Genomic DNA, 23717 nt, shown 5'->3' with positions numbered 1-23717 from the left:
ACACCTCTTTCTAACGAAGTGACACACTTTTTTGACGAAAGTGACACACTTCATAAAAATTGAAAACCCAACTCCCATAAGGAATGAGGAGGGGTGGACTTGGCGTTTTTGCCAAATGTAACCCCCCTATTAGAAAACGGGGGTTGAAGTTTCATCATGGCCTAGAAACTTCGGGCTACGGTCTGCGCCTGACCTGCGGTCAGGCTTGCCCTTGCCCTTGTCCTAGCCCATGATGAACAATCGTCGCTTCAACTGCTTTTGGATAAGACCTGCGTCCTCCCTCTTCAAATTGAGCGAGGATTTCAAGAAGAAGTTTTTCTTGAAAAGGATCCACTAGAATAGCGGATACAGTCCGTTCAAAGATGATCCCTTGTTCTGTTAAGAGATAGATAATCTTGCGTAAGGTTGGCATTTTAAGATTTTGTTCGTCCGCAAATTCCTTGAGTGGTCGTTTGTTTGGTTCGTTTTCTATAGTCTCCTCTTCCTCTACGGGATCGACTACTTCAACTAGTGGTTTGTATTCTTCAAATACTGAAAATTCTTCTCCTTCAAACTCCATGATGGGAATGTTAGAGTAGGCATCATAGAAGGAAAAGCCTTGATCAAGCGGTACATAAGGAGAGAAAAATTCCCCAGCAAGCTCACCGTTGTTTGCGATATAGCCCCGTCCTTTGACTTTGACACCATTAATTTCATCTAGCTTTTTGAACTCTTTGGTTTTATTGGCATCTCCAAACATCATGTCATATCCTGTTGATTCTAAATGACCGACGGAGAGACGCTTCATAAAATTATCCCGAAGAGCAGTTTTAATAAATTCACCATCAGGCCGTTGCATAGCAAAGATGATAAAGACTCCAGCTTGACGACCTTCTAGAACTAACTGTGAGAGATATTCCATGAGTTCTGACTGTTGGCTATAGTCACGATCAATCTTTGCCATAAGAGCTGCCCACTCGTCCACCAGAATGAATTTTGGTTTCATATCATAGTGAGTAAAGTTCTTCCCAGCTTGGAATTTTGTCGAAGTAGACATCCGTTCATAGCGTTTTTCCATGAACTCTACATTCTCTTTAAAACAGTTGATGATATCTTCTTTACTTGTATAGACTCGACCATGAAAGACTGGAATTTTCTTTAATCCAGCTAGATCTGAATTCTTTGGATCACAGATATCGACAAAGCCAACTTTAGCTAGTGCATAGATTATAGTCATGAGAACAACGGTTTTACCTCCACCTGTTCCACCGCCAATGAGAAGATGAGGTTCTTCAATATAATCCCAAGATACATCTTTCATGAGCTGGAGTTTGGATCCCTTGACTTTTACTTCATCGATGGTGATTCTGCTATCAATCCGGTTAATAGCAATTTCATATTTGATAAAGCGATTATCAAAGGTTTTATTACGAAAGTCCCCGTTAAACATGACTTCAAGCGTAGCTCCCAGATTTAAAAAGCGATCTTGGAACTTATTGCCTTCTAGAATGAAGCTCACTTCAATCTTGTAGCGAGATTGTTTGATATACACTTGAGGTAAGGTGATTTTTTCAATAATCTTGTTTTCGCGTCTAACCTTTTTAACTAGATAGAGGTTATTCTCTAACAAAAAGCGAGAAAGAATTCGAAGACTGTTTAGTTTTTGAAAAAATAACATCTTCCTGTAGCAAAGCCGATTGATAAACCAAGAGAAGATCAAAGAAAACAGAAATCCAGCTCCTAGAAAATATCCTTGAGGTAAGGGATGAACTTTTAATTCTTCAATATGTAAGTAGCTGTAGTAACTAATAGCCAACAAAAAAGGAAACCACCAGATAAACCATGTGATCCCCTTTAGTTTACGATGAAAAACTCGAACTCTTTTTCCACGATAGGTAAAGAGTTTCATTCTGCATCACCTCCTAGTTTTCCTTCTTATTTTCTACTGGTTTGTTTTCTTTAGTCGGTGCGCCTCCAGTTTTTTTCTTGATTTTAGAAGCAAAGAGCTTATAGATATCATTACGATTGACGTGGGTATGGGTGATAACAATATCTTCCAATTCAACTTCTTCACGGTATTTAATGCCCAAATCTTCAATTTCAGACTCAGACATATCTGCGATAGTGAAAAAGAGTGTTTCGTGCTGGACAGAAGAATGAATCCCTACGACAATTCCACGGATCTCACCTGTATTGACTTGGACAAATGATCCATCAGGATTTCGTTGTGAACGATCCACTTCAAAGATGATATCAGGACCCTCAATGCCTCGGAAAGACAGTTTTCCAAGGACAGCTGGGACATCTAGTCCATCTGTAATGACACGGTAAGTCTTGTCAGCAATTTGTAGTTTTTCTCCGTAGTTTAATCCAATTTTAGCCATGTGATTTTCTCCTTTGATTTCTTATTTTTTAATTACCAATTTTTCCGCAAAGACATTGAGATAAGGTGCAACAGTATTGCCATTTAAAGCAGTGTCCGGGAAAAAGATTGGGTTAACTGCTTCTACTAGAGCATCTTCTGGGAAGACTGTTGTAGAAGCTGGTGTAATGACATGAAAGGCACCGTGCTCTGCGCTGTTTAGAATGTGACGTTGGTATTTGCCTTCTTTTCTAAAAATAAATTTAGGAGCATCTCCTAAACGTTCGTAGTAAGCAGGACCGATAAATTCTGGTTTCATTTTAAGTGTTTCTGAGATCATAAGATTTTCCTTTCTGAGTGTAAAATAAAAAGAGTTAAGCTAGTTGCTTCACTCTTGAGTAATAGTGGGTAAATAATTTGCGTTTAAACATACGACTATAGAATTGAATATCCCCATGAGCATAGCCATTTCTACGAGCATCATCTGCGAGATGGTCTAAATCAATTTGAGCTTGAGCATAAAGTTTAGCCTGAAGTTTATCAGATTCACTAAACATGCCATAGGTAAATTCGTAATTATCATAGAGTCGTTTACATTGTAATGCGAAAAAAGTTTGTCATATCATTCTCCTTTATTGTAATAAATAAAAAAGCTACTAAGTGAAAAAAGGAAAGAACTTAGTAGCTTGAGAGTAGGTCTATCAATAATGATAGACAGCAGTAAAGAAAAGTTATTTGGTTGGAAAGATCCCTCTTTCCACGGTGGCAACGTTTAGCAAGGTGCTTTGCATGAATTACCATCGCTTTCCCAGCCAATCTCTTCAGGTAGTCATGGTCATACCCAAGGGATTCTCTTACGCCCTTTGGCGAAGCCAGTTCACTTTACTATTCGGAAAAGTGCGAAAGTCCGAAATGCGTGGAAGCCCACAAATACTTGTTTTATATCTTCACTTCAACCATAAAACGGACTTGACTTTTAGTATCAAAACATTTACAATAAAGGTACGAAGTTTATGTGTAGTTCTGATGATCAGTCCTCTGGTTGTCAGACGCACTTTTTATTTAATTGTCAATGATCATAATGCCGATAGCTAGGTATTATTATTTTTAAATCCGATATAACCATCAGCTATATTTGAATTATATAACTAATGGTTATATTTGTCAAGGGATTATTTGAAAAAATTTAAATTTTTTTGAGGAAGTAATTATGGGATTCTCAGAACGCTTAAAAGAATCACGAAAACAAGCTAGATTGACACAAGTTGAAATAGCTGAAAAACTTGGAATTTCCCAACCAGCCTATGCTTCTTGGGAACGCGGCACTAAAAAACCAACCCAAGAAAATCTTATCAAGATTGCTCAGACCTTAAATGTAACAGTTGATTATTTAGTTGGTAATTTCGATGAAGATATTACCAATAAAGAATTAGATAATATTGAAATCCTATTTCGTAAAAACTCAGAAGGTCTTTCTGATGACGAGAAAGTAGTCTTTAGAAATGAACTAATTGCTTTTATGGAAGAGCGGAAGAAACAATTTGGGAAGTAAGGATAATAACATTATGTATATGGAATATTCGAATTTTAAACTATGGTCTGTTGGACAAGGATTATTTTATACTGGGAAAATTCAAAGTGAGAGTAAATCCTTTAATTTTGTTTATGATTGTGGTGGAAGTAATGAAAATATAATTTCAGAAGCAATAGATGATTACTTGAACGATTTTAACCCCCAAAAAGAAATTGATTTCTTAATAATCTCTCATTTTGACCGTGATCACATCAATGGCTTGCATCATTTATTGAAAAATATAAACAAAATAAAAAAAATATTCATCCCCTATTCTGATACTTTTAATAGTTATTTTCTCTTGATTGCCTATCTTTATGGAAACAATGGAGACCTTTCGGAAAAAGTTGATAATATTATTTTAGTTAATACTAGTCAATCTAAAGGAGGGGATGGAATAACCAATCTAGATGAGTTAAGATTAGAGGATAATATAGATGAAACTTATAAAATTGGCAATATAAGTGTATCAAGACTGGATTTTTCATCTTATGTTTCTTTAGGAGGAGTTTGGAAGTTTAAATTCTATAATGTGTTGCTAGAAGAGGCATTAATTGGTAAGGTTAAGCAAGATATAGATAACCTTGTACAGCAATATAGAGCTTCTGGGTTAGAAGACCTCTTATCAAATCATTGGAATAACAGTGTAAAAAACGGACTCAAGAATATCTATGACTCTTATGTGCCTGAAAATAGGGGGAACGGATTTAAAAATTCTTCGCAAAATCAAGCAAGTCTTTGTTTATATCATTCACCATTGATAAAATACAATGACTATGAAGTTGTTTTCAAACATATTAATTACAAACGGTACTTTCCATATTTTTGGGGGGAAGATAATGAAAATGTTGGAACTTTGCTAACGGGAGATCTTTCACTTAGAGTAAATGAAGAATCTCAAAAATATGATCATTTTCGTGATTATTTTTCATCTGAAAAAGACGAGATACTGTTTTTCCTAGTTCCACATCATGGAGCGATGAATAATTGGAATTCATCTATTTTGACGGATTTTAAGAATGTGAATTTTTTCATCAACTCTGCAGGCTTAAATAATCGTTATGGACATCCTGACAGTAATGTGATTAAAGAGATATTAGCTACGGGTTCAAATTTTCTATGGACAAACGAAAACAATTGTGTTGAATATGGTATTTTTTCTTTTGAATATAATTATTTTTGAGCTTTATCAGAATTGACTGCTTTTATTGAAGAGCGTAATAAACATCTTGGAAAGGGTAAACTTTTTGGAAGCTACTTTAAAATATTTAAGGAAAGTAAAAGGTATCATAGGAGTTCAATTATCAAAAGAACTCGATGTCTCTGAAAGAAGTATCATAATATGGGAAAAAGAAGATCTTGGGAATACTAGCTTTAACTATGTGGTGAAAATACCACAATTTTTTGAGGGGAAGATGGAAGAAATTAAATATGGATTCACTAATTAATAATATTGTAAACTGGGTAAATCAAAACACAGGTTCATTTATTTCTATTCTTATAACTGTGTGTTTAGCCCCTTTTCTACTATATGTTTTTAAGAACAAATATGATACTAGAAAAAGTATAAAGGTTGTATCAAATGTAATATATAATGTCAATGGCAAATATGGTACATTGGAAAAAGTCGAAAATTCAACAAATTTTTATTCAAACTATATTTATCACGAACTTACAGTTGAAAGTGTTAACGAACAAGTGATTACCTATATTAGGTTATCTAAAATAAAAAAAAGATTGCTTGAGGTTTCAGATATCAAATACGATGGTGGATTTTATGAAGATAGTCAGAAATTCTTATTAATAGCTTATAATAATGGTAATTCGGCAGGTAAAACTAAACGACTATCTATCAAAGTGTTTGCGAGAAAAAAAGAAACATTTGAAGATGTATTTTTAGGTGATTTCGATATTGAAGAAAGATTAATCAACTCCGGGAATGTCAATAGTCATTGGATTCTTGATGTCTCTGATTATCATAATAATTTTAATGCGAATGAAGATTATTTAGGTCTTGTGGTAGACGTTTCCTCTACAAATGAATCTAAAATAAAGAACTTATCGCCTTTGTTAATATTATTTGATAGAGAAACAGGGAGATTTAAAAATCATCCTCGAGGTGCAGCAGGCATTACTGTCCCCCGTGATGTTCCTTTTTTCAATTTAAGTAATAGAAATAAAAAAATAGGGAAAAACTGCTCCCTAGAAATAAAAAATAATTCTACAATCGGATTTACACTATTTGTTGATGAGGATTGTGAGTTATCATATAAAGTAACTTTGAAGAGTGATAAAAAAGTCATTAAGAATAATACCCAGAATAAATTATTAATACGTATTCCTCAATACATTCAGGAAAACACTTGTTATTTTGGGCATTTTTATCAATTTGTTAAGAATCATAATCTAAATGTAAAAGAATTTGAATATACACCAGATGTCATTAAAACTATGGAAAAATCTCTAGTTTTCAATAAGTATTCTGGAGCAGAACGATTTTCCAAAATTAAATTTTAGTAGACAGTCGTCTACTTTTTTTTGTATAATAAATTTAACCTATTTGGTTAAATTTTGTATTTCCAAAGAAAAAGGAGGTACAAGTTGGAAGATTTGTATGTAGAAACTCAACAAAAAGCCAAGCAATTTCTTTATCAGTTGATGAAGAATCAAGATATTCCCTTATTGAAATACACTTTTCGTTTTTTCTTTGACTATTATGTAGATGAAAATAAAATCTTGGTACTTCCCCACCACTTTTCAGGTCGAAAGATAGAGGGATTGACAATAATTGATGAACTAGGTGTTAGTATTTCATATGAACAGGAGAATCCTATTACGAAACAAAATTTTACGCTTTGCCATGAGCTAGGACACTTTCTTTTAAAACATGAAAGTGGGTATTTTTCTGAGTCAGTAGATAATCAGGACAGTCATATTGAACGGGAAGCCAACATTTTTTCGGCATTTATCCTTATGCCTGATATTGTTCTTCTTTCTAAAATTTATTATGCTTGCTATACTTTTGAGGAAGTCCAGGTCTCATTGGGAGTGTCTAAAGAGGCTCTTGCGTACCGTCTTATTGACCTGCTAAGGGAATATCATCTTGAATTGGAAACAGAAATTAGACGAGTAATCGATGAGTACATTGATGGTCAAAATGCCACTATTCATCATTGTTTTCATAAGATAAAAGATCAAATTGCGGATGACTTTAATCAGTATCGACCCTCCCCTGTTGATGTAGTTATTCAGAAATTGAGCAAGAGTAGTATTGTAACCAGTGAAGAAGTGTCTGAACTATTGAATCAAGAGATTTGGTCAGAGATTACAGATAAGGCAAAGTATATCAAGGTTTGGTTGCTATATAACAGAGGAAAAAGTATTGCTTATGCTTGGGATAAAAATAAATTATCTGAAGAGCAAGCCAAAAAGAAAGCAGAATTTAAATTATTATTGATTTGAGGTGAGAGAATGTATCAACCAGAGAAATTAAAAGCAAGGCGTAAAGAGTTACAAATGACACAGTGTGATCTGGCAGATAAGCTAGGGATTTCCATTCCAGCGGTATCGAATTGGGAACGTGGGGTAAAAGAACCGTCTACTGAAAAGGTTGCTTTGTTGGAGAAATTATTGAAAGTGCCTAAAGGCTATTTTACTGAGATTGATATTGTGCGTTATTACAACACTTTGTCTCCTGGAAATAAAGAAAAGGCAACTCACTATGTTAAAGTTTTAGCAGAAAACGAGCAGAGAAGAATTGTTTCTATCGCAGAAAAACGGATTGCATACCGTGTTTACGAAGAAATGTCTGCTGGTATTGGATCTGCTATCTACGATGATAAAAACTATGATACGGTTTATTTCACCGAAGAATTGGCTCATGACTTTGCTTCTTGGGTATCAGGGGATTCCATGGAGCCCAAGTATAAAAATGGCTCTGTCGCCCTGATTCGAGAAACGGGTTTTGATTATGATGGAGCTGTCTATGCGGTTGTTTGGAATGGTAAGACTTATATCAAACGTGTCTACCGTGAAGAGGAAGGTTTACGGTTAGTTTCTATCAATCCTAAGTATACGGATATGCTAGCTCCTTACGAAGATGAGCCTCGTATCATCGGTCCGATTGTGGGAAATTTCATGCCTTTGGAGGATTAGTTTATAGGGAACTGTGGTTATTCAATAGTATCTCGAGTTACATGCCTTTTTAATATGAAGTTGTTCTATGTTAGTGTTGAATGTAGAGAGAGGCGTGCATTATATAAAAACGTCTCTTTGTTTTATGAGCTGAGTAGGTAATTAAGCAGGTTGCTATTTTATTATCGTATGCTATGTTCAAGAAGGGATTTGGAAAATCTAATGTGCGAAAATGTAAGAAGTATCAATAACTCTCGAATATGCTTGCTATATTTAAGACTGGACAAAGGTGACAGGTGTTGCACCACCACAGATGGATGAGTATATCAAGATTAATAAGTAGAGACAAAAGGTTCTAAATGATTAAGGTAGACCAAAAGACATTTATACCTACTCTATTGATGAAGTTTTTTTGAACTTGAGTTCGACGTTAATCTCCTTCATTTCTGATAAGGATATATCTCCTAAAAATGAGTTGGATTTTGTGTCCGCAAAAATCCAAAAGGAAATTTGTCAGAAGACTAGACTGTTGGGATGTTGAGATTGTAGTCTTAGAGTTGCTCTATTTTTTATTGAGTAATGATTATTAAATTATGATATTATATAGTTAAACTACATGAATATGGAGCTAGGAGTTTTAATAATGAAGTTTAATTACAATGGGTTGTGGAAAATATTAATTGATAAAAATATGAAAAAGAAAGATCTAATGGATAAAACTGGGATCTCACCAACAACGATTTCAAAAATGGTAAAAGGGGAGTCTGTTTCCCTAGTAGTTCTTGGAAAAATTTGTAGGGAACTAGACAGTGATATTGGAGATATCATTACGATTGAAAAATTTATTTTGGAGGATAATTAAATGGATAGTTCATATAGTGCATTGGAGTACAATAAACTTGTTAGTTTCATCTGGTCTGTTGCAGATGATTGTTTGCGAGATGTCTACGTTCGAGGGAAGTACCGTGATGTTATTCTTCCGATGACTGTTATTCGCCGTTTTGATACTATTATCGAAAAAGAAAAAGTGAATATTATGAAAGTTAAAGAGATAGCAGAAAAAGAAGGGTGGGATGTTGAAAAAACATTAGCAACAGCTGTGAACTTACCCTTCTACAATACATCACAATTTCAGTTGAAAGATTTAAAGCACGAAACGAACCGTCAAAATCTTAAGAAGAATTTTGAAGAATATTTAAATGGGTTCTCAGAAAACGTAAAGGAGATCTTACAGAAGTTTGACTTCAATAATCAGCTAACTAAGATGACGGAAGCAGGCATCTTAGGTTCTGTCATTGAAAAATTTACATCGTCTGAATTGAATCTTAGTCCTTATGATGAGGTGAATTCACAGGGTGAAGTAATAAAAAAAGGGTTAGATAACCATGCTATGGGAACACTTTTTGAAGAGTTGATTCGTAAGTTTAACGAGGAAAATAACGAAGAAGCAGGAGAGCACTTCACTCCTCGTGATGTTATTGAATTGATGGCTGATATCGCTGTTGTACCGATTCTTGATAAGTTGAAAGATGGGACATATTCTATCTATGATGGGGCCTGTGGAACACTTGGAATGGCTACAGTAGCAGAAGAAAAACTTCAGACTTTTGCTCAAGAAGCAGGTAAGTCTCTCTCAATTCACATGTTTGGACAAGAGGTCAATCCAGAAACTTATGCTATCTCTAAAGCTGACTTGCTAATCAAGGGTGGGGACACCAATGCAAATAAAGTCTTCTATGGTTCTACCCTATCTTATGACCAAACTTCGGGAGAGCATTTTGACTTTATGCTATCAAATCCACCATATGGGAAGAACTGGAAAACAGATCTTACCATCCTAGGTGGAGGGACAGATGATAAAGCTAAAAAAAGAGTGATGGATTCACGTTTTGTCAAATCTTATAAAGAACAAGAAGACTTTCGTATGCTTCCAGACGTCAGTGATGGACAGTTGCTATTCTTATTGAACAATATAGCTAAGATGAAAGAGACAGCATTAGGATCTCGTATTCTCGAAGTACATAACGGTTCAGCGCTCTTCACGGGTGATGCAGGTAGTGGGGCAAGTAATGCCCGTCGGTATATGATTGAGGAAGACCTTATCGAAGCTATTATTCAGTTACCAGAGAACATATTCTATAACACACCAATTACAACGCATATCTGGATTCTCAACAATCGTAAAGAAGAAAAGCGTAAAGGCAAAATCCAACTAATCGATGCTAGCAGTATTAAGACTTCCTTACGGAAGAACCTTGGTAAGAAAAACTGCGAACTCTCAGAAGAGAATCGTCTTTTCATTCTTGACGAATACCTCAACTTCCAAGAAAGTGAATACTCCAAAATTTTCAATAATGAAGATTTTGGTTACTACAAGGTGACAGTGGAGCGTCCGCTTAGACAAGCTGTTCTTTGCAATCAAGCGAATCTTCAACAATTAGAAGAAACATTGACAGCAGTTGGTGTCTTAGAAGGCAACATCGATAAAGATAAATTATCCAATAGTGGACTTAAAAATACGAAAGGTGCTCTAACAGAACTCAAAAATACTGAGAACATAAAAGCGTACTTGGATGTATTAAAATCGCTTGAGCGAGAATATCTTTACCTTGACTATAATAAATTCAAGAAGCAATTCACTAAAGCTCTTAAAGCTTATAACCTCAAAGGTGCCAGCTTAACAAAGGCACTATCAACAGGCATGTTAGACATTATCCTTATCATTGATGAAAAAGCGGAGGTACAAACAGATAGTAAAGGTAATGTTATTATTGATACGAATTTGACCGATACAGAAAACATCCCACTAACCTATGAAGGCGGTATCGAAGCTTTTATCGCACAAGAGGTGCTACCATATCATCCAGATGCTTTTGTCAATACAGAAAAGACACAAATTGGTTATGAGATAAACTTCACCAAGTACTTCTACAAACCAAAACAATTAGAAAGTGTCGAAACAATTATTGCTCGAATCAAAGAATTAGGAAAACAATCAGATGGCATGATGGCGAGCATCTTGGAGGGATTGTATGAATAAGTACGAACGGTATAAGAAAGTTGATCTACCTTGGCTGGAGAAGGTTCCGGAACATTGGGAACTTGGCCGAATTAGTCGGATATTTAATCTTAGAAAAGAGAAAAATAATCCAATAGTCACACAAGAGGTTCTTTCGTTAAGTGCGAAGTATGGGGTTTCACCCTATTCTGAGAAAAAAGAAAAAGGAGGTAATAAACCGAAAGAAGACCTACGGAATTATAATATTTGTTATCCCGGAGATATTTTAGTTAACTGTATGAATATTGTGGCTGGGTCAGTAGGTATTTCCAATTATTTAGGTGCAGTGAGTCCGGTATACTATCCTTTGGTAAATCAAAATTTTGACCTATTTTCTACTAGATACATGGAGTATCTTTTAAGAACTTATAATTTTCAAAGAAGTTTAGTTGGGTTAGGGAAAGGTATTCAAATGTCTGAATCAGAGGATGGTCGCCTTTTCACAGTTCGCATGAGAATATCTTGGGATATGTTAAAAACGCAGCTCTTACTTATCCCCCCATTAGTAGAACAGGAGCAAATTGCTGATTATCTAGACTGGAAAATCAATGAGATTGATCGGTTGATTATTGTGGAGAAGGAGAAGATATTAGAGCTACAAAGATTGCTCTCAACGAAAGTAGATAGAATTTTTGATGATCTATTAAGAGTTAGTGTATCAAAGATAAGAATGAGATTTCTATATGAATTTCAAAATGGAATTTCAACTTCAAAAGATTACACTAATGGAGAATTTCCTTTTTTAACATATTCAGACGTTTATAATAATCTCATAGTTCCAGAAAAATTAGGTGGACGTATTAATTCTGATGGAAAGGAACAAGAAATTTACTCAATAGATGAAGGAGATTTATTCGTCACTCGTACATCAGAACGAATTGAAGATGCAGGGAAAGTTTCTTTAGCACTTCATAAGGTAGAAAATGCAGTATTTAATGGCTTTACGATAAGATTACGCCCAAAGGCAAATAATAATTTTTTAGCAAAGTTTATTTTATATTACTTAAATAGTGCTATTGTAAGAGAAAAAATAATAAATTCATTAAATATAGTTACTAGGGTGTCAATAAAACAGGAGATACTAAAAGAAGTTTCAGTTCCTGTTGTGAGTATTGAAGACCAACAATATACGGTGGAATCTATTGAGGAATTATCTAATACATTTCAAAGTGAAATAGCGAGTCTTCAATCTAAAATTAACTATTTTAGCTCACTTAAACACTCCCTTATCTCTGAGGTAGTAACCGGAAAGATTGACGTGCGTAACGTCGTTATTCCAATATACGAAAAAGTGGACGTGAGCGTCTCAACAGATGAAGAAGAAATAGAAGAATAGTAGGAAGTTTTATGGGAATACGAAATACCAAAATGGAAGCAGAATTAGAAAACAATATCATTGATTATCTAGTGGAAGAGAACAACTATATATATATTCATCCTAATGAGATGAAGGCGTCTTATAATCGCCAGTATGCATTTGATGAAGTGAGGTTGTTAGAGTTTATTCAGAAATCACAACCAAGTGAGTATGAGATTTTATCTCTCGATACAGTAAATGGGAAGGATAAATTTTTCAAGCAACTAGATCTTGCTATTCGTACGAAAGGAATTGTATCTGTCCTTAAAAACGGAATTAAGTGTTACCCTTCATCAGGGACGATTATCTTTTATCATGCATTAGATCCTAAGCGACCAAGCTCATACGAAGAGTTCAAGACTAATATTTTTGCTGTTACTAACCAACTGACTTATTCTGACAAGAATCGAGGGTTGGAGTTGGATCTAGCGATTATGATCAATGGTTTGCCAATTATGACCATGGAGCTTAAGAGTCGTGCCTCTAGCTCAGGGTGGACATATAAAGATGCTGAAGAACAATACAAGAATGACCGTGATGCTAAGGAAACATTATTTACCTTTAAACGATGTATGGCACATTTTGCAGTTGATGAGAACTTCATCAGCTTTACGACCAGAATAGATGGCCAAAATACTCGTTTCATGCCTTTTAACAAAGGAACAGAAGCTGGAGGGTCTGGGAATCCTGTTAATCCATCAGGGACTATGACAGACTATCTTTGGAAAGAGTTCTTAAAGAAAGAGACATTAACAAGTCTCATTCGTGACTTCGCTTATATTTCAGTGGATAAAGTTAAACATACTGAGGCACTGATTTTTCCACGTTATCATCAGTATCGAGCAGTGACTCGATTGGTAGAGGATGTAAAAGAGCATGGTGTTGGGAACCGTTATTTGATTCAACATAGTACTGGCAGTGGAAAGAGTAATTCCATCACTTGGCTTGCTTATCGTCTTGTAGAAGTGAGCTATAATGATAAGAAGGCTTTTGACTCTGTGATTGTTGTGACAGACCGATTGAATTTAGATAAGCAAATTGAAGCGAACATTCGTAAGTTTATTGATGAGAAGAGTATTGTTGGTCATGCTAATTCATCGACGGATTTGAAAAACCTTCTGACGGATGGTAAAAAAATCATCATTACCACTGTGCAAAAGTTTCCTTATCTCCTAGAGAAGATTGGAACAGACTTACAAGGAAGAAACTTTGCGATTATCATTGATGAAGCTCATTCTTCTCAAAGTGGTAAAGCTGCTGCTTCTCTCAATATGGCAGTCTCAGGAGGCCTTTCGACAGATGATAAAGATATGGAAGATCATTTGAATGAACTCATTGAAGCAAGAAAGATGCCTGAGAATGCGAGCTTCTTTGCCTTTACAGCAACTCCCAAAGCTAAAACAATTGAAATGTTTGGCAGTGTCTTTGATCTCTACTCTATGAAACAAGCGATTGAAGAAGGTTTTATTTTAGATGTTTTAAAAAACTATACGCATTATGAAAACTATTATAAGGTCTATAAAACTATAGAAAGCAATCCTGATTTTGACAAAAAGAAATCTCAATATAAAATCAGAAACTATGTTGAGGGGCAAGAGTTTCCAATTCGAGAAAAAGCAGAAGTAATGGTCAAACATTTTCTGACTACGGTTGCTCCAAAAATAAATGGGAAAGCAAAAGCGATGATTATAACGCAGAGTATTCTTCGTGCTATTGAGTACTATAATATTATTAGCGATATATTGAAACGTTCAAACACTGGTTTTGAGGCAGTAATTGCTTTTTCAGGAGAAAAAGAGTACAAAGGTAAGGTCGTTACAGAAACAAGTCTGAATGGATTTTCAGATAAAGAAACACCAGAACGATTCAAAGAAGATAAGTATAAATTCTTGATTGTTGCGGATAAATATCAAACAGGATATGATGAGCCACTTCTTCATACTATGTATGTTGACAAGGTGTTAAATGACGTAAAGGCTGTTCAAACATTATCTCGTCTGAATAGAAGTGCTAAATATAAAATTGATACATGTGTGATTGACTTTGCAAACAAACCAGAACATATTCAAGAAGCTTTCCAACCTTATTATCGTGAAACGAAATTGGAAGAAGAAACTGACCCAAACAAACTTTATAATCTGTTAGGTACACTTGATGGAATGTATGTTTATGAAGAGGATGAAGTAGATAAAGTTGTAGAACTATTCTTAGAAAATCATTCAAGAAATATGATTGATAATATCATTGATACAGTTGTAGGACGATATAATGCGTTAACTGAGGAAGAGCAAGTGGTATTCAAGAGTGGGGTTAAATCTTTCATTAGAACCTACAATTTTCTGGCATCTATTCTGCCGATTGGTCAATTGGAATGGGAAAAGAAAGTTATTTTCTTCGAGCAGTTAATCCATCGGCTACCAACACCTAAAGGAGAGGATTTCTCACAGGGTATCTTGGATTCCATTGATCTGGAAAGTTACCGTCTGGAAAAGAAAAAAACAATGGATATTATCTTAGAAGATGAAGATGGGACAGTTGAAGGATTAGGAATTGGTACTGGTAAGAAAGGGCAATTAGAGCTAGATTCACTTGAAAATATCGTTGCAACTTTTAATGACATCTTTGGCAATATCGATTGGCAAGACAAAGATAATGTTGCTCGTCAAATTAAAGAACTACCAGAGATGGTGATGAAGAATGAAAAGTTTAGAAACGCTCTGAACAATTCTGATCTTGAAAATATCAAACGAGAGTACGAAACAGCGCTAAGAGAAGTCCTTCGTAAAATTATGCAGGACAATATGGAGCTTTTCGGTCAATGGACAAATAATTCTAATTTCAGTAACTGGCTAAATGATACAATTTTTGATGAAATAATGAAGAAGTATAAGAAAAAAAAATAAAAAATAGGAAGAGTTTGTATTGTGGCTAAAATTACAAAACAGGTAATGAACAATAAGCAATAAATTCATTGTAGTAAAACCTTGAAATATTACTAGAATTAAATTTATCTAATAAGTCATTATATAGCAGTGATATCCCAGATAATTCTGTTATTACAAAAATTCACTTTCCAGAAAATATAAATTTCTTCGGAAAGATAACTAATAATATTTATCAATTATAAGAAGCGCAAGTTTTAACTAATTTGCGCTTTTTTATGTTCTTATTTTTTAAAAATAGGAGGATAAAATTTGTTGAGAAGATTGAAAAGGGTAAAAATCGATTTTGGGCTAAATTAATTATTCGAATCCCCATCATTTTAAATCTAACTAAATATCAATTTTTGAATATCAGTTATTTTTGTGATAACTTCGTGTCAGTTCTAAATTTAAAATTTATAACCTCGTTATTGTTTTGGGGTCAAAAAGTCCCAAAAATAATTATTTAAATTGAAAAATTACGCTATAATCAATTTATAAAACCGAAAGGAAATTATAAAATGAATGAAAATAAACAACTTCCTTATTTAAATAATGAGAAGATAGAGCCTATAGCTTCAAAGAAAGTTGTAAGGAAAGAACATGATATGTCTTTTGTTGATTATATTAGAGTCTTATCAGATGGAAAATTAAGTAAAAGTGGCGAAATTCGTGTGAAAACGAGAGAATTAAGTGAAAGAGTAGGCATTGATTATGAAATGTTTAGAAAAATATTAAATAAGAGAAAGCCAAATCAACCTAGGGACTGTATAATTGCTATTTGCGCAGCATTATTTTGCACAGTTGAAGAAACGAATAAAGCGCTATTTTATTACGATGATATGCCAGGTTTAGATTTTTCTGAAGGGTGCAGAGATTTTTTTATTATGCAAGCTTTAGAAGGAAATATAGGAAAAGAAAATGATCGTGACTATATAAGTAGGGGTGTAGAATTAGTTAATGATACCTTAGAACTAAATGAGTTTTCGTTGCTACGTCTATCTAATAAAACAAAAACCAAAGAGGCTAACATAATAGCCCCGAATGATAGAATAGAAGAAATTATTTCAGAAGCGTATTCCTTACGTGAGAAGTACTACTCATCATTAGGTATTTATTATAAACCTGATAACTATAGTGTGATTACACAAATAAAAGTTCTGGATAATAAGAAAATACATCATCTAGTAAAAAAAAGTAATACAGAAGATGTGTTTGAATTAAAATACGATGAAAGATTTCCAACATATATAAGGCCGGAAGCAGATCTAGAAAAAAAATACGAGTCTATTTTAGATGATTCAAATAAACGAGAATTAAGTAGATGTTACGAAGTTATGTTTGATACTAAAAATTGGGGATTTAGAAAAAGTGCAAAATTGAAAGATGAAAGTATAGTTGTCTATGGGGAACAATTTAATTATAAAATCCCTGAGAGAAATGAATACTTCTATGCAGAAATTAATAATGGGCAATTTAAATTTTCTGTGTTAAATAATAGTATGTTTATGAAAGAATATCTAACTGTAAGTGAATTTAAAAATTATTATTCTCATAAGCAAAATGGTCATAAATCAGAACTTAAAATATTCTACTCTATAGAAGAAATTAAAGAATACTTTAAAAATAATCACAAATATTTTTTTGAAGTACAATATAGTTATCTATCGTACTTTACAGAAATGAAAAAAAGTCTTGAAGAATTGCTCAATGATATAAAGAATAAGAAGCAATTTATTCGTGATTATCAGGATTTATTAGGGGACGATCCAAATATGATTTTCAATTTTTTTGAAGTTGAAAATGAGTTTGAGTGTTTCGAAAAAGAAAATACATTCCCGGTATACAAAGAATATGATCCTTTTGCAGAAGAGTTAGGTTTGAGTGACGGTATCGAGATAGGCACTTATTTAGGAGAGAATAAATATGTCGAAATAGTTTGCAAAAAGGAAGAGGCTATATTTGAAATTGAAAATAAAAAAATGATTTTAACTAGAGAAGATTTGATTACAGCCTTTGAACTAGGGATTAATAATATTGAAGAAGTCATAATACTAAAACATAAAATTTCAGATTTCAAAAAAATTTACGAATAATTCGATCGGGACTGAAAAGTCCCAAAACTTATTGTGTTTCCTAAGTTTATGAAATATAATTATTTCATAAATTTAAGGAGGATCTCTCTAATGACAAATTTAGAATATGTAAATTCATTAATTGGCTTTAACGATATAATATATATAGATACGTCATCGCTCATGAACGTAGAAGAACTTAGGAAATTTTTAGAAAGTTACTCTCAGATTTTTATCGAAAATAACAAAAGAATATTAGTAACTAGAGAAGTGTGTCTAGAAATCGTTAAACATTTAAGATCAAAAATGGAATCTAAACAATACAAGGCACAAAAAGTTATTGAGATTTTTAAGGAGTATTATGAACTTTTTATTTTCGAAGATAATAATTTAAACAATATTGAGGCTAATAGTGCTTTTGCGGATTCAGAACTATTGTCTCGAATAACTAGAGGAAAAACAAAATATCGCCAGTTGTTGATTACTAACGACAAAAAGTTAAGTGTAGATACATATAATTTAAACAATTTAAATTCTTGTTTTGGAGAAAAAATTTCCGTATGTTATATTTCTCAAGATGGATTGTTGCATAAAGGGCAAACAGATTTTGAAAGTCGCGTTATTAGTGAAAAAGATAAAATAGAAGAAGTAAATCTATCCGAAGAACAAAAGGTTACCAATATCGCTGAAGAAAAAAGATCAAAAATTTTATATGTCTTAACAGGATTTTGTCTAGGAGCAGTTGTCACTAATTATGCTCCAAAAATTTTAAAATTTATTTAATAAGCCATACAAATAACATGGCTGACTTTTCAATTATAGGAGGGTATTATGATCTTTCAAACTTATTTAATTGTTCTATTGATTTTTCTTGTTATATATTTATTATGGAAAAAATATATTATAAAAAACAAATTTACACAATATATTATTGATAATGGTGGAAAAGAAATTGATTTTATAAAGAATAATGAGGGAAGCTTATCTGATACAATAAAAATGATTAACAAGAGGTATAAGATAGGGATAGTTAATGCATATACTATTGTCACTTTAGCCAAAGAAGAAAACAATGATAAATGATGAGGAGTTGATAAATTTATTAAATAATCTATGAAAAGGAATAATTAATTTTGGGGTGGAAAAATGGAATTGTCAATTGAAAAGCGAGAACAAATTGTTGACTTACTAAATGCTGAATATGTGATTTCCGAGGAAATGATTGAATGTGTTAAGGATGCTGTTAAGAAGTATTCAACTAAAAATTATACCGACGAAGTGATTGATAAAATTGTAAGGACACCTCAGAGCTTATCAAAAGGTTTAGCTTTGTTAAGGGAAAGAAATGGGAGAAATGATTTAAGTTTGTTTCGTGGTATATTAACAGAGTGGTTAGTTTGTGCAGAATACAACGCGCTTAAAAATAAAGGTTCTGTTGTGATGACAATTACTAATCCAGATCCATCTTCGAAAGCTGATCTTCTTCACATAATAAAGGTTGGTAATGTTTTTAAGGCAGTACCCGGTCCAGATGTAAAAAGTGGTAGTAGCACCTATGTTTTTAACCAATGGAAAAAGATAATTCGAAATAGATATGAAATACCGATGGTTGATGTAGATGGGATTTTAACCACTGAGGACGGATTGGAACAGCTAACTAAAAAACAAAGAGCGCAATTCGAGGAACTGAAAATGCAGTTTCCTAAAAAACAGGCAATAGCAACGACTTGGAATAAGGAAGATATTCTAAGGGTGATTGCTGATTATTTAAAGCTCTTAGAATTTGAAGTTTATCCAAGTATTGAAAGTGACCTTAGCATTAAAGATATTAATGTAAATAATATAAAAGCTAAATTATATAGCCAAATTATGTCTATTAATCAAACTTATGATTGGTCAGTATTTTCAAGTAAATCGACAAATCTATTTAAAACAGAATTTGAAGATAGCAGTGTAGTAGATAATAGTATTGAGTCGATTGATGCAATGTCTGAAAGTGAAGGTTTTAAGAACTCTAGTTCTATAATTAGAAAGAGCAAAATCAAAAAAATATGGAATGGTGCTAAAGAGCTAGGTAGTGAAGGGATTAAATTTGGTAAGAAAGCTATTGGAAATGCTATAAAATTTACGATAGAGCACCCGGAGGTAGCACTTGCAATAGGCGCAACTCTTGTTGGCGCAATTTCTAATAACAGTTCGAACAGAGACGAATCTTATGAAAGCAATAGTTGTGAAAATATGTTTGACTCTAACTTAGATCAAACCTTCAATGATACAGAGTCATTATTTTCTCATCACGCTAGTAAGCATATTAGAAACTTACCTGAAGGACAAAATGCTTCTGCTGAAAAGATTGCAACTGCTGAGGCTAACGGTTTTAAATTAGAGGATGGTCAGACATGGGTTAATGAATACTAAGCTTTTAGGAATTTAGTTTTTCTCGTCTTTGTATAAGAAAATTCATCATTTTGAATTAAACAAGCATAAGAAAGTTAGCTGAAGATTAATATATAGCATTTTTTCAAATTATGAAAGCAACACTTTTCAAAATGTTTTTTTAGAAGGTTGTAAACAATTAAAACACATCTTCCCTATCCATTGGTGGATAGGGTTTTTCATTGTTCATTACACGTTCTAAACATTCAATACTAGATTTTAGATGAAACATTTCATGTTTTCTATATTTTTCATCTTGAGAGTTTAATAGTTCGTTTAGGTGACGTCTAATATGCCAAATGGCTTTTCTAATATTTGTTTCTTTTAAATTATTCATGAAACCATTGTATAATAAAATGTAATCCAATCTTTTTGATTGAGCTAATTTGCATGAAATATAAGCTATTCGGTTAATAATAAGCTTAGAAGTTTTTGAAGTAATCTATTTAGCACAAAAAAACACCTATTTGGTAAAATAGGTGTGAATGATGTTATTTATATCCATATTGTTTTAGAGCGTTTTTATATGCTCCGCTACCTTTAAGATAATAGTCGTGTTTAACTCCGCTAATGTCAACCGAAAAGACACCATCTTTAAATAAATATTCTTCTGTTCGACTTGCAATATTTTGTCCAGTTAATTCGATCGTATTCTTTTGTTTGTTAATGGTAAAGCTATCGGCTTCTCCATGCTCAATGGAAGCATTATCTCCTTTAATAGTAAACGCTAACTCGTTTCTTTCACTTGAGATCCAATAATACTCACCATCTAAAGATTGGTAGTTATTTTTAGAGCAAGCAATTAACGTAATAATTGATAATGAAAGTAGTAGTATACCTATTAATTTTCTCATAATATTTGCCTCCTTCTATAATTTTAATTATACCAAAATAATATTACAAGAGTATGTCAGTGTCTGTTATAACGGAAAAATATAGAAATGTCTATTATAACAGCAAATAATAAACTTTCGGGAAAATACTTGTTTTTCGGAAAGTTATTTTAAATAATGATAAAAAAAGTTAACCATTTTTATAACTGTGGACATGATTTGTCTATAGTTAGTGTTATAATAAAGTTACAAAAAGATTATTAGCAAATTAAGAGAGGAAAGATTTATGGTTTGCATCCCAATACTTAAATGATGGAAACAAGTACAGTGGAGAAGTAATCCCTATGTGGGATGCGGATTCTAAAAAGAAAATTTTAGAAGAGTTGCCTTTTGATTTAGAGAATTCTTATTCTTATGGAGATACAACAGGTGACTTTACAATGCTTCAAATGACTGGTCATCCTACAGCTATAAATCCAAATCAAAAGTTACTGGATAAACTAAAAAAGAGCGAGTGGAATGTAATGTTGTTGTTGAACGTAAGGATGTTATTTATTCTATGACTGATATTAGTAAAGTATAGATCTTAAAGCATAGACGGAGGATAATAATATGGAAATTGATCGTTATTGTAAGGAATGTCTAGGTTACTACAGTTATGATGTTGATGAAACAGATAACTATCAAAAATGCCGATGGTGTGGTTCTGAAGACACAGAAGAAGTGTAATTTTATATATGAGTTTAATAAAAGGTATACTCAGAATTTATTAAAAAGGCATTTGATAATTCTCGTACAAATTAATAGAGAAAGTATGGTGATAAATTGGATTATGTGGCTAGAATACACTTAAAAAGAGACGATAACATTAGAAAAGAGTTAATTGATTTTTGTTTAAATAATTGTGAACAGTATGTTGCGATTGGTTGGAGTTGGTTGAGCGAAGATATTAAATTAGATGATTTTCAAGAATACTATAATCGTATTAAAAAAAAGAATGGTAAAGCAAATTCAGCAATAAATGTTTTTAGAGATGCTAAGATAGATGATTTATTCTGGACCAGAGATTTAAGTGGAAATTACTGGATATGTAAAGTAAAATCTCCAGCTATAGTAGTTTGCGATACTCATTTGGATATTGGTTCAGTTATCCCAGTTGATGCATTTAATGTGGGAATGCAAGTTCCTGGACAGATAAAATCATCGTTTAATAGGCCTCTTGGCGGTACCATTGAGAGGATACGTGATAAAAGCATAATAGAATATTCGAAATTGATATTTAATAAATTTTCGAAAAAGAATCATTTTGAGGTAACAACCTATAGTGGAGGTCTTCTCGATAATCTGCCTGAATTTGATTTAGAAGAACTTGTCATCTCATATCTTCAAATTAAGGAAAACTATTATGTCCTTTCTAATTCAATTGCAAAGAAGTCAACAACTATAAAAATTGAATGTGAATTGATCTCAAGAGAAATTGATAACCCAAGAAAAGCAGTAGTTCAAGTGAAAGGCAAGAAGGCAAAGGAACTTGATGCTTTAGAATTTAAACAATATGTAGATGAAGGATATCTAGTATATTTATATGCACCAAGAGTGATAAATTTAGATAAGATTGAAAATGTAGTTAGGATAGGGGAAAACGATTTGTTAGATTTCTATGAGAAGAATAAGTTAATCCTACCAGCATCTATCACTCAGTGGGAAGATTTATTTAATAGTGAGACTGATTAAGATGAAGAGGTAGCAATTTTGATTGCTGAATTTCTTCTATTTTTTAATCTCTATCTTTTTTTCGTAGACAGTTATAAAGTAGATCAGAATAAACCTTGTAAGTGTATAAGTTAAGTCTTACAGACCTAAACTATTCCCCCGTTTAAAAAATATTGATTTAATTTTTATGAAATTAATCAGTAGATATCGTTCTGAAAAGCCGTGATATTACGCTGTTTTTAATCCAACTGAAACTCATACTTTCCAAACCAGGTCTTAAGAAAGCTCGTAAAGCATCACAATTCTCAAAACGTTAATCAATACGATTATATCAACGTTTACAGACATTCAAGAATTATTTCTTGGATGTCTTTTTTGTTTCAAAAAATCAAAATTCACCCCATATTCACCCCATCAATTTTTTAAACTACGAAAAGCAATATCACCTACAGTCTGATTGACTTTATCTTTGATATTAACGTAAGTTTTTGTAATCTCTTTATCACTATGAGTAAGAGCTTCTGAGAAGGCTTCAAGAGAAACACCTGCTTGTTTAGCAAGAGTAGCACCAGTATGTCTTAGTTTGTGTGGTGATGCTGGTGCTAATTCGGGATGTCTTCGTCTGACTGATTTCATCTTGATAAAACTTAAAATTTTTCTAATTATAACGAAGCATAGTCAAAAAGCTATGACCTCTATATTCACAAAAAAATCCAGACCAATACTAGTCCAGATTTCTTGTCTATTAAACATTCTTTTCAAAGAATGGAAGAACGGCTGTAACGGCTTTGTCAACGCAATTATTTAACTGTGAGAATCCGACGCACATAAATTTTAAATGGCGTCTCAGTCACATTTAAATTTATGAGACGCTTAGACGTTAGGCTTTCAATTTGTCAAATTTTGCTTTGACATTTGCCTTGAATTCTTCAAGTTTAGCCTTGCGTTCGGCTTTACGTTCAGCCTTCATTTGTGCACGTGCCTGGTTGTAGAGGTCTTCTTGGACTTGCAGAGCTGCTTCGATTTCGGCTACGACGGTTGCTACATCCCAACGCACGATTTGGGTGTCGTACTTGGTGAAGTAAGCATCGATGACTGCTTCGTTGTTTTCTTGCACCAAGGCGACAACGGCTGTTTCGCCGTCGATCAATTTTTGAGACACAACGTCAATCAAGCCAGCTTCTGCCGTATCAACGGTATCACCAGCAGCCAAACCATAGAGGCTACCAATACCATAACCAAACAAGACGCCGATAGGACCACCCAAAAGCCCGAT

General features: G+C 33.2%; 23 protein-coding genes and 1 pseudogene. 16 read left to right on the top strand and 8 right to left on the bottom strand.

What is annotated here, in order from left to right; genetic code table 11:
• Positions 1-199: 199 nt before the first annotated feature.
• The 4 genes from ACLOR3_RS01500 to ACLOR3_RS01485 are packed head-to-tail and all read right to left on the bottom strand — an operon-like array spanning position 200 to position 2898.
• Entirely contained in the window at positions 200-1888 is a 1689-nt protein-coding gene (locus tag ACLOR3_RS01500; protein ID WP_411400068.1) for an FtsK/SpoIIIE domain-containing protein, read from the bottom strand.
• Between the two features lie 13 nt (positions 1889-1901).
• The gene (locus tag ACLOR3_RS01495) at positions 1902-2363 is read right to left on the bottom strand and encodes a conjugal transfer protein (protein ID WP_150905052.1); all 462 of its coding nucleotides are present in this window, start codon (positions 2361-2363) and stop codon (positions 1902-1904) included.
• Between the two features lie 21 nt (positions 2364-2384).
• Entirely contained in the window at positions 2385-2681 is a 297-nt protein-coding gene (locus ACLOR3_RS01490; RefSeq protein WP_049486013.1) for a hypothetical protein, read from the bottom strand.
• Between the two features lie 34 nt (positions 2682-2715).
• Positions 2716-2898 carry a hypothetical protein gene (locus ACLOR3_RS01485; RefSeq protein WP_000490640.1) on the bottom strand — a complete coding sequence of 61 codons (183 nt, stop codon included), beginning with the start codon at positions 2896-2898 and terminating at the stop codon, positions 2716-2718.
• A 653-nt stretch (positions 2899-3551) separates the two neighbouring features.
• Between ACLOR3_RS01485 and ACLOR3_RS01480 the strand changes: the two genes are divergently transcribed.
• The 14 genes from ACLOR3_RS01480 to ACLOR3_RS01415 all read left to right on the top strand — a co-directional run bounded on the left by ACLOR3_RS01480 (position 3552) and on the right by ACLOR3_RS01415 (position 19877).
• Positions 3552-3893, top strand: a complete 342-nt coding sequence (locus ACLOR3_RS01480; RefSeq protein ID WP_411400067.1) for a helix-turn-helix domain-containing protein — start codon at positions 3552-3554, stop codon at positions 3891-3893.
• Positions 3894-3906: 13 nt separating this feature from the next.
• Entirely contained in the window at positions 3907-5097 is a 1191-nt protein-coding gene (locus ACLOR3_RS01475) for an MBL fold metallo-hydrolase (RefSeq protein WP_412036921.1), read from the top strand.
• Between the two features lie 64 nt (positions 5098-5161).
• Positions 5162-5362, top strand: a complete 201-nt coding sequence (locus ACLOR3_RS01470; RefSeq protein WP_411400065.1) for a hypothetical protein — start codon at positions 5162-5164, stop codon at positions 5360-5362.
• A complete protein-coding gene (locus ACLOR3_RS01465) occupies positions 5346-6431 on the top strand; it encodes a hypothetical protein (protein ID WP_411400064.1) in 1086 nt (361 codons plus the stop codon). Before ACLOR3_RS01470 ends, ACLOR3_RS01465 begins: the two co-directional genes overlap by 17 nt.
• 84 nt (positions 6432-6515) lie before the next feature.
• Entirely contained in the window at positions 6516-7376 is an 861-nt protein-coding gene (locus ACLOR3_RS01460; protein WP_411400063.1) for an ImmA/IrrE family metallo-endopeptidase, read from the top strand.
• A 9-nt stretch (positions 7377-7385) separates the two neighbouring features.
• The gene (locus tag ACLOR3_RS01455) at positions 7386-8069 is read left to right on the top strand and encodes a helix-turn-helix domain-containing protein (RefSeq protein ID WP_411400062.1); all 684 of its coding nucleotides are present in this window, start codon (positions 7386-7388) and stop codon (positions 8067-8069) included.
• Positions 8070-8691: 622 nt separating this feature from the next.
• Positions 8692-8910 carry a helix-turn-helix domain-containing protein gene (locus tag ACLOR3_RS01450; protein ID WP_411400061.1) on the top strand — a complete coding sequence of 73 codons (219 nt, stop codon included), beginning with the start codon at positions 8692-8694 and terminating at the stop codon, positions 8908-8910.
• Positions 8911-11088: a type I restriction-modification system subunit M gene (locus tag ACLOR3_RS01445; RefSeq protein WP_411400060.1), complete on the top strand. Its 2178-nt coding sequence runs from the start codon at positions 8911-8913 to the stop codon at positions 11086-11088.
• Positions 11081-12442, top strand: a complete 1362-nt coding sequence (locus tag ACLOR3_RS01440; RefSeq protein ID WP_411400059.1) for a restriction endonuclease subunit S — start codon at positions 11081-11083, stop codon at positions 12440-12442. Before ACLOR3_RS01445 ends, ACLOR3_RS01440 begins: the two co-directional genes overlap by 8 nt.
• Before the next feature lie 11 nt (positions 12443-12453).
• Positions 12454-15366, top strand: a complete 2913-nt coding sequence (locus ACLOR3_RS01435; protein WP_411400058.1) for a type I restriction endonuclease subunit R — start codon at positions 12454-12456, stop codon at positions 15364-15366.
• Positions 15367-15905: 539 nt separating this feature from the next.
• Positions 15906-17480 (top strand): hypothetical protein, encoded by a 1575-nt coding sequence (locus ACLOR3_RS01430; protein ID WP_411400057.1) that lies wholly within the window; start codon positions 15906-15908, stop codon positions 17478-17480.
• A 90-nt stretch (positions 17481-17570) separates the two neighbouring features.
• Positions 17571-18242 carry a PIN domain-containing protein gene (locus tag ACLOR3_RS01425; RefSeq protein ID WP_411400056.1) on the top strand — a complete coding sequence of 224 codons (672 nt, stop codon included), beginning with the start codon at positions 17571-17573 and terminating at the stop codon, positions 18240-18242.
• Between the two features lie 48 nt (positions 18243-18290).
• Positions 18291-18542: a hypothetical protein gene (locus tag ACLOR3_RS01420; protein WP_411400055.1), complete on the top strand. Its 252-nt coding sequence runs from the start codon at positions 18291-18293 to the stop codon at positions 18540-18542.
• A 63-nt stretch (positions 18543-18605) separates the two neighbouring features.
• Positions 18606-19877, top strand: a complete 1272-nt coding sequence (locus ACLOR3_RS01415; RefSeq protein WP_411400054.1) for a hypothetical protein — start codon at positions 18606-18608, stop codon at positions 19875-19877.
• A 157-nt stretch (positions 19878-20034) separates the two neighbouring features.
• Here the strand turns inward: ACLOR3_RS01415 and ACLOR3_RS01410 are convergent, their stop codons facing one another.
• Together ACLOR3_RS01410 and ACLOR3_RS01405 are read right to left on the bottom strand one after the other, a co-directional pair.
• Positions 20035-20232, bottom strand: a complete 198-nt coding sequence (locus tag ACLOR3_RS01410; protein WP_412036920.1) for a hypothetical protein — start codon at positions 20230-20232, stop codon at positions 20035-20037.
• A 154-nt stretch (positions 20233-20386) separates the two neighbouring features.
• Positions 20387-20749, bottom strand: coding sequence for a hypothetical protein (locus tag ACLOR3_RS01405; RefSeq protein WP_411400053.1), 363 nt, complete (start codon positions 20747-20749; stop codon positions 20387-20389).
• Between the two features lie 323 nt (positions 20750-21072).
• Between ACLOR3_RS01405 and ACLOR3_RS01400 the strand changes: the two genes are divergently transcribed.
• Together ACLOR3_RS01400 and ACLOR3_RS01395 are read left to right on the top strand one after the other, a co-directional pair.
• Positions 21073-21291, top strand: coding sequence for an HAD family hydrolase (locus tag ACLOR3_RS01400; protein WP_411400052.1), 219 nt, complete (start codon positions 21073-21075; stop codon positions 21289-21291).
• 271 nt (positions 21292-21562) lie between these two features.
• Positions 21563-22462 carry a ribonuclease D gene (locus tag ACLOR3_RS01395; RefSeq protein WP_411400223.1) on the top strand — a complete coding sequence of 300 codons (900 nt, stop codon included), beginning with the start codon at positions 21563-21565 and terminating at the stop codon, positions 22460-22462.
• A gap of 393 nt (positions 22463-22855) precedes the next feature.
• Here ACLOR3_RS01395 and ACLOR3_RS01390 read toward each other — a convergent pair whose 3' ends face one another.
• A complete protein-coding gene (locus ACLOR3_RS01390; RefSeq protein ID WP_002893762.1) occupies positions 22856-23077 on the bottom strand; it encodes a tyrosine-type recombinase/integrase in 222 nt (73 codons plus the stop codon).
• 244 nt (positions 23078-23321) lie between these two features.
• Positions 23322-23717, bottom strand: a pseudogene (locus tag ACLOR3_RS01385) (DUF1269 domain-containing protein); the annotation flags it as partial.

Origin of the sequence: Streptococcus intestinihominis (assembly GCF_046824975.1) — a bacterium.
Classification (GTDB): domain Bacteria; phylum Bacillota; class Bacilli; order Lactobacillales; family Streptococcaceae; genus Streptococcus.
Note: the sequence above shows the minus strand (reverse complement) of the source record. Positions and strands in the feature narration are given on the sequence as shown.